Origin of the sequence: Shinella daejeonensis, assembly GCF_024281235.1 — a bacterium.
GTDB classification, from domain to species: domain Bacteria; phylum Pseudomonadota; class Alphaproteobacteria; order Rhizobiales; family Rhizobiaceae; genus Shinella; species Shinella daejeonensis.
Map to the genome: position 1 here is coordinate 178,670 of NZ_JAHWXY010000005.1, position 11,491 is coordinate 190,160.

An 11,491-nucleotide genomic window follows, 5' to 3' on the forward strand; every position below is an offset into this window, starting at 1 on the left:
CCTTGCAAAGGGTCCCCGCCCGCCCGTGTCGCCTGAGGCCCGGATCAGAACTTGACCCGCGCCGTCACCTCGATGCTGCGGCCGGTACCCGGCAGTTCGCCGAATGTTGCGCGATATTCCTTGTTCAGGATGTTGTTGAAGTTCAATGAGAAGCTGAGGCGGTCATTCTCGCCGTAGCTGCCGCCGAACGCCAGGTTGAGCGTTCCCCAGCCGGGAAGTTTCTCGGTGACGAGACGGCCATTGTCCAGCGAGGTCTGCTTGTTGGCGACCGCACCGCGCACGAAGACGTCCGCCCAGACCGGCGTATCGTGCCAGTCGCCCTCGTAGCGCAGGCCGATGCGGCCGGACAGCGCCGGCGTGTCGCTGTTATAGGTGGAGAAGGTGGCATAATCCAGTTCGCGGCGGATCCATGCTCCGCTGACATAGGGCGCAAAGCCGCTGTTGCCGAACTCGTATTCGGCCAGTAGCTCGAGGCCGAAGGTCGTCGCCCGGTCGGCGTTGACATAGACCGAGGAGCCTGCGCCCAGGCAGGAGCCGACGGGTGCGCCCATGCCCGTGCAAGGCGCCGTGGCAATATAGTTCTTCGCCCGGGTGTAGAAGGCGCCGGCGTCGAATGTCAGGCCGTTGTCCTCATAGCGCGCGCCGATCTCGAAGTTGCGGGCCGTCTCGGAATCAAGCGCCGGATTGCCGTAGATCGTCTGACCGCCGGCCGTCGAGGTGCTGAAGAGTTGCAGCAGCGTCGGCGTGATATAGCCTTCCGAATAGCCGGCCCGAAGGGTCAGCGGATCGAAAGGACGCCAGGTGATGCCGAGCGAGGAAAGAAGCTGCGTGTCGTTCTCTCCCTCCCAGCCGGCGCGGGCAGCCTCCGTGGTCCTGTCCAGTTCGGTACGGATATGGCTGAGCCGCAGGCCGGAGATCAGCGTCAGATCGTCGGTGAGGCTCCATTCGTCCTGGGCATAGAGCGAGAAAGTGTCGATATGGGCCTTGTCGTAACTGTTCCGGATCAGCGGCGGGGGCGGCGGGTTCGGCCGGATGGTGGTGACCGTCCGTGAGGTTTTCCGGGTGGTCAGACTATCGGAAAGATACTGTGCGCCGACGATCGTCTTGTGGTTTTCCAGAAGATCGAGATCGACCTGCGTGTTCATCCCGTAGTTCGTGATGCGGTCGTCCGAAGTCGAGGTGGAATCGACCGTGATGATGGGCATGGGCGAAGCCAGAAGCTCATTTCGGAAAAGCCGATCGATCGTCTGATAGTAGAGGTCGACGTGGATCTTCCGGACGGTCTCGCTGATGTCGTCGCCGTCATAGTAAAGGCCGACCTTGCGGCGGTCACGCTTCGGCAGGTCGATCAGGAATTTCTGCGTATTGGGTGGCAGGGCGGTCGGCCGCCCCTCGCTTTCCAACTCGTGCTGCTCGAATTTCAATGCCAGGTAATGATTATCGCTGTCGCCGAAGCGATAGCCGAGATGCCCGTAGATGTTGCGGTTGTTGAAGGTGGTGTGGTCGAGTTCGCCCGTCGCCGAGTAAATCCCCTTGGCGACACGGCGGTTCTTGTGGTCGTCGGCCGAAACCGAAAAGCGATAGTCGAAGCCATCCTTGCTGCCGGACGCCGCCGTCCAGCCCTGCCAGCCGCGCGAGCCGGAGGAATAGGTGCCGCCGGCTTCGATCTGGATCGGCTTGTCGGCGCCCTTCTTCGTCACGATGTTGACGACGCCGCCGATCGCCTTGGCGCCGTAAAGCACCGAGGACGGTCCCTTGACCACTTCGATGCGTTCGACAGCGGCCGGATCGATCAGCAGCGGCGTACCGTAGGTGCTGTGATCGGTGATCTCCTGTCCGTCGACGAGGATCGTCACGCGCCGCGAGCTTTCGCCGCGGATACGCAGCCGCTTCATGCCGGCAATCGATTCGTCCGCCACTTCGACGCCGGGCACATCGCGCAGGAGTTCGGCGATGCTGTCGGCCGGGCGGCGTTCGATTTCCTTTTCATCGATCACCGCCACGGAGCGCGGATTGTCCTTGATGGCAAGCTCCGTGCGCGTGCCGACGACGGTGACCGTATCGAGCCATGTCCCCCCGTCGACATTGCCGATCTCCTGCGCCAGCGCCGGGAAAAGGCCGGAAGGCGCGGTGGAAAGCAGAAGCGCGATCGACAGCCTGCGCCACGCGCACATCGGCCATCCCTCGCGGATCGCGATGGAATATGTTGTCATTTACCCTCTCCGTTACTGCGGCGATTGCCCTGATCGAGCCGCTACTCGCCGCTTTCGGTCATGTCTTGTGTCGATGTCGTGCAGTAATGTCTCTGCCCGGCCTCCGGCGGCGGCAAACGCTCCAGCGCCTGGCGGCAGTCCTCGGCGTTTTGCTGCCTGCTGACGCTCGCCTGCTCCCCGTCGAGGCTGACCAGCAGGTCGTGGCGCTGCGCGTCCTTCGGCGGGTCGTGATCGAAGTAGGTGAATTCGGCAGCGCTACGGAAGCACCCGGCCTCCCGGGTCTCGGTACTCTCGCTGCTTTCCAGAATCGGGCGAATGCGCTCCAACCGCTCGATACATTCCTCCTGCGTGTCGATATTGACGAAGCTGGAGGAAATATCCCCATTGGGAAGCATGGTCAGGATGATCATGACGACGGTGGCGTTCATAGGGTGCTCCTAGCGGCAATTCCAGCAGGCGTGAACAGCGCATTCATATCTGGAATTCAATAAAACCAACGAGATAGGGGATTTGGTGGATATTTCCGGATCCACCGCAAAAGGCCCTATGCAGACAGAGGGAACGGCTGGACCGGATTGGCGCATTGCATTCGTCCGGAATCGACGATGGCGAAGGCATGGCCGACGGTTGCCGGATCCCGAAGCGTGCGCAGCGTCATCAGGGCGACATCCTCGCGGTGGACGACGCCGTGCATTTCAGGATCCGTCGACAGGATCGCCTCACCGGTTGCCGGCTCGGAAATCAGGCCCCCCGGCCGAAGGATCGTCCAGTCGAGGCCGCTTCGGCGCAAGGTGTCCTCCGCCCGGGTCTTGGCGTCAACGGCCGCTCCGAAGGCGGAGATAGCGCGCGCCGAGCGGAAAGGCGCCATCTCGCCGCAACCGATCGAGGTGATGAGCACGACGCGGCGCGTGCGGCCACTGTCGACGGCCGCCCTGACGACGTTGATATTGCCTTCGTCGTCGGCGCGGCGACCGTCCTGCGCCCGTCCGCCGAGCGTCGAGACGATATCGATGTCGCCTGGCGTGCCGGCGATCGCGCGCGCGACGTCCTCGGACGAAAGCGCATCGCCGCGCAGGAGGGTCGCACCGATCGCCTGAAGAGCCTCGACGGTGGAGCCGGGCCGCACGAAAGCCGTGACTGCGCGGCCCTGCGCACGGGCATGGCGGGCGAGTTCCAACCCGACGCCCCGGGTCGCGCCGAAAATGAGCAGCGTCCCCCTGTCAGGCATGGCCGGCGCTTTCGGCGAAGCGGGTTTCCAGCCGGTTGAAACGGTCAATCTGGTCCTGCTTCAGTCGGCGCTGTTCATCGCGGCCGACATAGATCTTGAAGATCGTTTCGCCATCGGCATTGAAGAACTGCACCGACAGCGTATCGACGCCCATGAAGGGACGGCGAACGAGGAAGATCGACTTGCAGTTCTCGTGCCGCAGATGGCCGGAAAGGCCCTGGCCGCCGCCTTGCAGATTGTACATGCCGTGGCCGATCCTGCCCTTGGGCAGCGGGCCGGAAAACTCCACGACGGCGTCCTTCGAGTGGCAAATGAAGGTGATGTCGCCCCAGTCGGCGATGTCGGTCAGAACGTCGACGAAATGCCGCCCGTCGATACGAGCAGCGCCGCCGGCCGGCACGCATTCGATCACCGTCTGCACCGGCACGTCATATTCCGTCGCAAGCGCCTCGAGGATGCCGTCCGGCTTCTCGGCGATGGCCTGTCGGATGCGTTCGATCTTTTCCGCATGGTTGAGGGTCTGCATGGCGATACTCCGTTCAATGGATTGTTATGTCAGGCGGCGTTGTCGGTGGGACACAGTTGCGTCTGGAGGATTTCGTGGAAGGCGGAAATCAGGTTGGCGTACCAGAAGCGGCCCGCCACGGTGAGTTCGATGGTCTCGTCCTCAAGCGTGAGAAGACCGGCTTGCCGCCATTGCGCCAGCAACGGCGTGAACAGACCGGACGCGATCGCCCCGCCGGCGGCCTTCTCCAACCCGGCAAGATCGAGATGCCCGACCTCGAAGCCGGCGGTCACCCTGTCGCGCAGCGGCTGGATGGCGTCGCTGGCGCTCAGCATGCCGATCGGCTTTCGGCCGGCGTGCATGTCCTCGCCATAGCGTTGCAAATCGCTCGTCAAGCCGTAGCTGTAGCGGCCGATCGAACCGCCGGCGCCCGAGCCGAAGGCGAGGCAATCGGCGCCTTCCTTGATCAGCATATTGTAGATATTGCGCTCGCGCGTCGTGCGCCCCCAGTGGTTGTTCGTGAGCTGACGCCAATTGCGGCGGCGGAAGAAATCCGCTCCTGCGCGATAGAGCGCGCCGATATCGCCAAGCCCTGCGGCGGCGGGAAACTTGCCGGCGGAAATCGCCTTGGACAGGGGCGTGCCGGGGATAAGATTAAGGCCGTAGAGATCGATGCCGTCGGGGGCGAGGGCGGCGGCCGTCTCCAGATCCTGATGCCAGACTTCGGGCGTCTGGCCAGGCAGGCCATAGATGAGGTCGATCACCAGGGCGGCGCGGTCGCGGTCGCGGATACCCTCGAGAAAGCGCACGGCTTCCTCGCGGCTTGCCCGCCGGCCCTGTCGCCGACGCACCTCGGTGTCGAAACTCTGGACGCCGATCGAGAAACGATTCGCTCCGGCCTCGAGGCAGGCGTCGATTTTTTCCGGATCGAAATGGATGATGCGGCCCTCGACGGTGATTTCGCAGTCGGGAGCGAGCGGCAATTCTGCACGGACGGTCGCCAGCAGATCGGAAAGCTCCCTTGCCGAAAGCGCGGTCGGTGTTCCGCCGCCGAAGTAGACTGCATGGACCGGATTGTCGCGCAGGGCCGGCGCGCGCGCCTCGCGGCGTATCTCCTCGATGACGAGCTTGACGTAATCGGCGCCCGTCTGCGGCACATAGGCGTTGCGATAGAAGCCGCAGAACAGGCAGTGATTGGCGCAGAAGGGTATATGGACATAGACAAGCCGCTTGCCGGGCCAGCTCGGGGCCGACAGGATTGCCCGCCACCGCGTCTCGATCTCTTCGGCGGGCAGCCGCTTCTTGCCGCGAAACGGCATGACGGCGGTGCGGCGCGCAAAGGCGTCGCTCAAGGGGTCGGGGCCGGCATCGTTCGCGTAGTAACGCGTCATGTCCGCGTGTGCTGCCATTTTTTGCCGTGCTTCCGTTTCCATAAGACCTGTCGCGGAGGCCGAACCTAAGGCAAAAAAACTTGAGTTGTTTGCTCCAGATCAAATTGATGACTTTTATTGTCATGTTTTTTGGAGGGCGTGGCCCCGGCCAGCCGGCCGCGGAAGCGACGTTGTCATTCTCGGACAAGCGCTCATCACCCCGTGCACACACGGCATACGATCTCGTCTGCAATGGAAAAGGAGGCTGTCGAGCGCGTCCTTTCAGCCCCACCGCAAGCACCCGGGATGTGGATTGAGAAACTAGATATTGACGCTTGCATCGCGTGCGGTTCAATATGCTGTGGTCACGGTTCTTCTGAGTCTGTCCGGACTCTGGAGCTAAGAGGGAAGCCAGTGCCCCGAATCCGGGAATGCTGGCGCTGCCCCCGCAACTGTAAGCAGCGAGTCGCTATCTCGTGAAACGCCACTGGTGTCGAGGCACCGGGAAGGCTGGATAGCGATGACGACCTGTAAGCCAGGAGACCTGCCGTAACGCCATGAACGAACCTCGGGCGGGGTGTCCCGGTGGTGCGCGTGCCTCTCGTGCGGCAGGGCCGTGCGCTTCCGGCATGCGTTGCCTCGCGCTCTCCGTCCACAACGCCACGGGGATACGATGCAGACGACCATAGCACTCCACACCGAGGGGGCCGATGAGGCTCCGATGCTTCCCGACGACAACGGGCATGCGCCGACGCAACCGGCTTACCGCATCATCCGGCGCAACGGCGCGGTAACGCCGTTCGATCCGATGAAGATCACGATCGCGCTGACGAAAGCTTTCCTCGCCGTGGAGGGATCGGCGGCGGCCGGTTCGCGGCGTGTCCACGACGTGGTAACGGATCTCACCGGGCAGGTGGCTTCCGCGCTGACCCGGCGTGTCGGCGAGGGCCGCACCTTCCATATCGAGGACGTACAGGACCAGGTTGAACTCGCGCTGATGCGCGGCGAGCATCACAAGGTCGCCCGCGCCTATGTGCTCTATCGCGAAGAGCGGGCACGCGAACGGGCTGCGGAAAAGGCGGCGGTGGCAAGCTCCGTGCCATTGCTGCATGTCACGATGGAGGACGGGTCGCTCAGGCCGCTCGACGAGGACCGGCTGGCCCGCATCGTCGAGGAAGCCTGCGACGGGCTGGACGCCGTATCCGCCGCGCCGATCCTGACCGAGGCCCGCCGCAACCTCTATGACGGTCTTTCCCTGGACGAACTGTCGCTGGCGCCGATCCTGGCAGCGCGCACGCTGGTGGAGCAGGAACCGAACTATGCCTTCGTCTCCGCGCGGCTGCTGCTCGACCGTCTGCGCCGGGAAGCCCTCACCTTCGTGGCCGGGCAACCGGAGCAGGCGACACAGGCCGAAATGGCGGCGCGCTACGCCAGCTATTTCCGCGAATTCCTGCGCGTCGGCATCAAAGCCGAGTTGATCGATCCCGAACTCGGCCGCTTCGACCTTGCACGGCTGGGCGCCGCGCTGAAGCCGGAACGCGACCTGAGCTTCCAGTATCTCGGCCTACAGACGCTCTATGACCGCTATTTCCTGCATACGCGTGGAAAGCGCTTCGAGTTGCCGCAGGCTTTCTTCATGCGGGTGGCGATGGGGCTAGCGGTCCGCGAGATCGACCGCGAGGCGCGCGCCATCGAATTCTACGACCTCCTGTCGTCCTTCGACTTCATGGCCTCGACGCCGACGCTCTTCAATTCGGGCACGCTTCGTCCGCAACTGTCATCCTGCTTCCTCACCACGGTCGCCGACGACCTCGACGGCATCTTCAAGGCGGTCAGGGACAACGCCCTGCTTGCGAAATATTCGGGCGGCCTCGGCAACGACTGGACCCCGGTGCGCGGTCTGGGGGCTCACATCAAGGGCACCAACGGCGAGAGCCAGGGCGTGGTGCCGTTCCTGAAGGTGGCCAACGACACGGCCATCGCCGTCAATCAGGGCGGCAAACGCAAGGGCGCGGTCTGCGCCTACCTGGAGACCTGGCACGTCGACATTGAGGAATTCCTCGACCTCAGGAAGAACACCGGCGACGACCGCCGCCGCACGCATGACATGAACACCGCCAACTGGGTGCCCGACCTGTTCATGCAGCGCGTCGAAGCGAACGCCGAGTGGACACTGTTCTCGCCTGACGAGGTTCCCGACCTGCACGATCTTTATGGCGTGGCGTTCAAGGCGGCCTATGAGGCGTATGAGGCCAAGGCCGCCGGCGGCGGGATCAAGGTGTTCCGGAAGGTCAGGGCACTCGACCTGTGGCGCAAGATGCTGACCATGCTGTTCGAGACCGGGCATCCATGGATCACCTTCAAGGACCCGTGCAACATCCGTTCGCCTCAGGGGCATGTCGGCATCGTGCATTCTTCGAACCTGTGCACCGAGATCACGCTGAACACCTCGAAAGACGAGGTGGCGGTGTGCAACCTCGGCTCCGTCAACCTCCCAAACCATGTCACCGAGAAGAAGCTGGACCTCGACCGGCTGGCGCGGACGGTCGGCACGGCAATGCGGATGCTCGATAACGTCATCGACATCAATTTCTATACAATTCCGGAGACGCGGCACTCCAACTTGCAGCACCGCCCGGTCGGTCTCGGCATCATGGGCTTCCAGGACGCCCTGCAAGCGCTCCGCATTCCCTACGCGTCGGACGCTGCCGTAGCCTTCGCGGACGAAAGCATGGAGGCGATCAGCTATCATGCGATTTCGGCGTCGGTCGGGCTTGCCGCCGAGCGCGGCCGCTATCCGAGCTTCGAGGGTTCGCTGTGGTCGAAGGGCATCCTGCCCGTCGATTCCATCAAGCTGCTCGAGGATGCGCGTCCAGGGGTCGAAATGAACAGCCGCTCCACGCTCGATTGGGAAGCGCTGCGCAAGCGGGTGAAGAAGACCGGCATGCGCAACTCCAACTGCATGGCGATCGCACCGACGGCGACCATTTCCAATATCTGCGGCGTGTCGCAGTCGATCGAGCCGGCCTACCAGAACCTGTTCGTCAAATCGAACATGTCGGGCGATTTCACGGTGGCGAACGCTCGCCTCGTGCACGACCTGAAAGCCCGGGGCCTGTGGGATGAGGTGATGGTGTCGGACCTGAAATATTTCGATGGCTCCATCGGCCAGATAGACCGCATCCCCGACGACCTCAAGGCGCTCTACGCGACGGCTTTCGAGATCGAAGCCGCATGGCTGATCGAGGCCGCCTCGCGTCGCCAGAAATGGATCGATCAGGCGCAGTCCCTCAATCTCTACATCGCCGATCCGTCAGGCAGGAAGCTTGACGCGCTTTACCGCCTGGCATGGCGGAAGGGGCTGAAGACGACCTACTATCTGCGCTCCCGCTCGGCCACGCATGTCGAGAAATCGACGCTGAAAGGCACCGACGGAAAGTTGAACGCGGTGTCGGCGAGCGTTGCGGCCGCCGGGCCCATTGCCATCAATCCGGACGCGATGCGGGTCAAGGCCTGCGCGATCGACGACCCTGAATGCGAAGCCTGCCAGTGAGCAGCGAAAACAAGGAGACAGACAGATGCTCGACTGGTCCGAACCGAAATCCAGGCCCGCGGTTGACAGGAATGCGATCATGACGGAACCAGCGCCCGCCGCCACCACCGGCCTTGGCGAGATAGACCGCGGCGCCGCACGCGTCTCGGTCGACGACAAGCGCATGATCAACGCCCGCGCCGACGTGAATCAGCTCCTGCCGCTGAAGTATCGCTGGGCGTGGGAGAAATACCTCGCCGGCTGCAACAATCACTGGATGCCGACCGAGGTTTCCATGCAGGCCGACATCGCCTTGTGGAAGTCGCAGGACGGGCTGACCGAAGACGAGCGGCGCACGCTCAAGCGCAATCTCGGCTTCTTCGCCGCCTCGGAGAGCCTCGTGGCGAACAACATCGTGCTTGCCATCTACCGTCACCTCACCAACCCCGAATGCCGCCAGTACCTGCTGCGCCAGGCTTTCGAGGAGGCGATCCACACCCACACCTTCCAGTATATCGTCGAGAGCCTCGCCCTCGACGAGGGCGAGTTGTTCAACATGTACCGCGAGGTGCCCTCGATCACCGACAAGGCGGCATGGGCGCTGAAGCATACCCAGCGCCTGGACGATCCGGACTTCAGGACCGGCACGCCGGAAGCGGACCAGGCGTTTCTGCGCGACCTCGTCGCCTTTTATGTCATCTTCGAGGGCATGTGGTTCTATACCGGTTTCGCGCAGATCCTGTCGCTCGGCCGGCGCAACAAGATGGTCGGTATTGCCGAGCAGTACCAATACATACTCCGCGACGAATCCATTCACCTGAACTTCGGCATCGACGTCATCAACCAGATCAAGATCGAGAACCCGCAATTATGGACGAAAACGTTCCAGGACGAAGTGCGTGGGATGATCCTGGATGCAGCGGAACTGGAAGCCGCCTATGGCCGGGACACGATGCCGCGCGGCTTCCTCGGCCTCAACGCGGCGCTTTGCGAACAGTACATGCACTTCATCGCCAACCGCCGCTGCGCCCAGATCGGCCTGGCTCCGGTCTTTCCTGAAACGGAAAACCCGTTCCCATGGATGAGCGAGGCGATGGACCTGAAGAAGGAGAAGAACTTCTTCGAAACCCGCGTCATCGAATACCAGAACGGCGGAGCGCTCTCCTGGGATTGAAAATCGCCCCTGTCAACCGCCCCTGCCAATCGCCCTTGTCAATCGGCGATGACGTTCGACCGCCTATTGGAGTGCGCCCCTCGGGCGCACTCCGCAAACACGCCCCATTGGGGCAACGAAAACGGCTACGGCAAGGGCGCTTTCAGCCCTGACAAATTCCCGGAGATGGCAGAGATCTTGAAAGACCTTCAAGGACTTTCTCGATCGATGTCGAAACTATCACATGCGCATGCCAAAGCTGGCGGGCCGCCACAGTGTCCGGAAGGCGGCCCGCGCCATACCCGGCGAACGGTAGAGAACTCGAGACCGCACCGTGATTGACGCCAATGGTTGACGCCGAACTTGCAAGTTATGGAGTTTTCCTGAGATTGAATGGTGCCCGGAGGCGGATTTGAACCACCGACACGCGGATTTTCAATTGGGAGAAATACTCGTAAAATACTGATTTTTATGCATGTAATTCGATATGTGCTGGTCTTGTGCTAATTTATGCGTGTACCGCGCTTTGTGCAATGTCCCACTCATACAGCATAGTTCATTGGATCGGCGTGTGTTCGACAAGATAACGGGTCGCAAGGCCAATATGGCGAGGAATGCGTTTGTCCTTGCGATAATCGGCGATGAGGCGGCGCGAGACCTCCAATGCCTCGGCCATTCCGTCGAGCGTCATGCCCATGCGGTCCATCGCCGCGCGAAACTCCTCGTTTGAGAACTCGGCGTCCGGCAAAGCTTCGAGCCAGACGGCGGAGAAATCGAGATCGTCGTTCCATTCAATCGCGTTACGATATTCGCTGATGCGGAAAGAACGAAACAGCGTGTCGTCTCCGCGCAATGGCTTGTAGAAGCGTCTGCTTTCCAATGCGGGTGCAAGATCCACGGTTTTTTCCCGGCCATCTTCAAAGCGGACATGCAGCTTGCGACCTTCAAGCGGAACAGCAGACGCAAGGCGCGGCAGAGCGGGGCCGGCTGTGATGATGTCATCATCACCGATATCAGGGATTGAGGCGATACCACTCATGCTCCAGACGCTCCTTGTTGTTCGATGCCCATTCGATCGCCAGCTTGTATTCACGGCCTGACAATGCGCCGGCGATAACTGCGAAATCTGCAATACGGATCAAAGCTTCTCGATCCGGTGACACGACATGGAAATGGGGAGGGTTGTGGTCGCCCGCGAAAACCTGAACTTTCAGATTTCCGAGCATGACAAGCGTGGGCATCCCGATCTCCTGTGACTGAGTACAATTAGTGCACAATGCGCACTATTTCAAGAGGCGTAGAATCCGTTGGATGTCTGCGTTCGTCTGGAGGAACTACGGCTAACCGATAGACCTAATATGCGATTTCTGATGTCCTGAATTGCGATGACCGCTTTGGGGCCGGGAGCGGAATGCCCACTGAACCGCCCCGGCTTTACCGGAGACCGTTTGGCTTAAGTTATGCGGCCATGGCTGGTGCGTCCAGCATGG

General features: G+C 62.1%; 9 protein-coding genes and 1 riboswitch. Of the genes, 2 read left to right on the forward strand and 7 right to left on the reverse strand.

Going from position 1 to position 11,491, the window contains the following annotated elements:
• Window positions 1-44: 44 nt before the first annotated feature.
• The 5 genes from KYK29_RS14955 to hutW form a co-directional block, all read right to left on the reverse strand.
• On the reverse strand, window positions 45-2,213 hold the full coding sequence (locus tag KYK29_RS14955; RefSeq protein WP_254691708.1) for a TonB-dependent receptor: 2,169 nt from the start codon (window positions 2,211-2,213) through the stop codon (window positions 45-47).
• A 41-nt stretch (window positions 2,214-2,254) separates the two neighbouring features.
• Window positions 2,255-2,641, reverse strand: coding sequence for a hypothetical protein (locus KYK29_RS14960; protein ID WP_254691709.1), 387 nt, complete (start codon window positions 2,639-2,641; stop codon window positions 2,255-2,257).
• Window positions 2,642-2,757: 116 nt separating this feature from the next.
• Window positions 2,758-3,441 (reverse strand): SDR family oxidoreductase, encoded by a 684-nt coding sequence (locus tag KYK29_RS14965; protein ID WP_254691710.1) that lies wholly within the window; start codon window positions 3,439-3,441, stop codon window positions 2,758-2,760.
• Entirely contained in the window at window positions 3,434-3,967 is a 534-nt protein-coding gene (hutX, locus tag KYK29_RS14970; RefSeq protein WP_254691711.1) for a heme utilization cystosolic carrier protein HutX, read from the reverse strand. The genes KYK29_RS14965 and hutX overlap by 8 nt, the downstream gene beginning before the upstream one ends.
• 29 nt (window positions 3,968-3,996) lie before the next feature.
• Entirely contained in the window at window positions 3,997-5,355 is a 1,359-nt protein-coding gene (gene hutW, locus KYK29_RS14975; protein ID WP_254691712.1) for a heme anaerobic degradation radical SAM methyltransferase ChuW/HutW, read from the reverse strand.
• 312 nt (window positions 5,356-5,667) lie between these two features.
• Window positions 5,668-5,882: riboswitch (cobalamin riboswitch) on the forward strand.
• 155 nt (window positions 5,883-6,037) lie between these two features.
• Between hutW and KYK29_RS14980 the strand changes: the two genes are divergently transcribed.
• Both KYK29_RS14980 and KYK29_RS14985 read left to right on the forward strand, forming a co-directional pair.
• Window positions 6,038-8,869, forward strand: coding sequence for a ribonucleoside-diphosphate reductase subunit alpha (locus KYK29_RS14980; RefSeq protein WP_254691723.1), 2,832 nt, complete (start codon window positions 6,038-6,040; stop codon window positions 8,867-8,869).
• Window positions 8,870-8,894: 25 nt separating this feature from the next.
• Window positions 8,895-10,022, forward strand: coding sequence for a ribonucleotide-diphosphate reductase subunit beta (locus KYK29_RS14985; RefSeq protein WP_254691713.1), 1,128 nt, complete (start codon window positions 8,895-8,897; stop codon window positions 10,020-10,022).
• 535 nt (window positions 10,023-10,557) lie between these two features.
• On the opposite strand, the gene KYK29_RS14990 is transcribed toward KYK29_RS14985, so the two are convergent.
• Window positions 10,558-11,040 (reverse strand): DUF2442 domain-containing protein, encoded by a 483-nt coding sequence (locus tag KYK29_RS14990; RefSeq protein ID WP_254691714.1) that lies wholly within the window; start codon window positions 11,038-11,040, stop codon window positions 10,558-10,560.
• Window positions 11,015-11,242 carry a DUF4160 domain-containing protein gene (locus tag KYK29_RS14995; protein ID WP_254691715.1) on the reverse strand — a complete coding sequence of 76 codons (228 nt, stop codon included), beginning with the start codon at window positions 11,240-11,242 and terminating at the stop codon, window positions 11,015-11,017. Before KYK29_RS14995 ends, KYK29_RS14990 begins: the two co-directional genes overlap by 26 nt.
• Window positions 11,243-11,491 lie beyond the last annotated feature (249 nt).

What these genes read in the sequence shown, in the direction of transcription:
- KYK29_RS14955 (WP_254691708.1), bottom strand. Translation starts at nt 2,213, where the DNA reads ATGACAACATATTCCATCGCGATCCGCGAGGGATGGCCGATGTGCGCG.
- KYK29_RS14960 (WP_254691709.1), bottom strand. Translation starts at nt 2,641, where the DNA reads ATGAACGCCACCGTCGTCATGATCATCCTGACCATGCTTCCCAATGGG.
- KYK29_RS14965 (WP_254691710.1), bottom strand. Translation starts at nt 3,441, where the DNA reads ATGCCTGACAGGGGGACGCTGCTCATTTTCGGCGCGACCCGGGGCGTC.
- hutX (WP_254691711.1), bottom strand. Translation starts at nt 3,967, where the DNA reads ATGCAGACCCTCAACCATGCGGAAAAGATCGAACGCATCCGACAGGCC.
- hutW (WP_254691712.1), bottom strand. Translation starts at nt 5,355, where the DNA reads ATGGCAGCACACGCGGACATGACGCGTTACTACGCGAACGATGCCGGC.
- KYK29_RS14980 (WP_254691723.1), top strand. Translation starts at nt 6,038, where the DNA reads ATGCTTCCCGACGACAACGGGCATGCGCCGACGCAACCGGCTTACCGC.
- KYK29_RS14985 (WP_254691713.1), top strand. Translation starts at nt 8,895, where the DNA reads ATGCTCGACTGGTCCGAACCGAAATCCAGGCCCGCGGTTGACAGGAAT.
- KYK29_RS14990 (WP_254691714.1), bottom strand. Translation starts at nt 11,040, where the DNA reads ATGAGTGGTATCGCCTCAATCCCTGATATCGGTGATGATGACATCATC.
- KYK29_RS14995 (WP_254691715.1), bottom strand. Translation starts at nt 11,242, where the DNA reads ATGCCCACGCTTGTCATGCTCGGAAATCTGAAAGTTCAGGTTTTCGCG.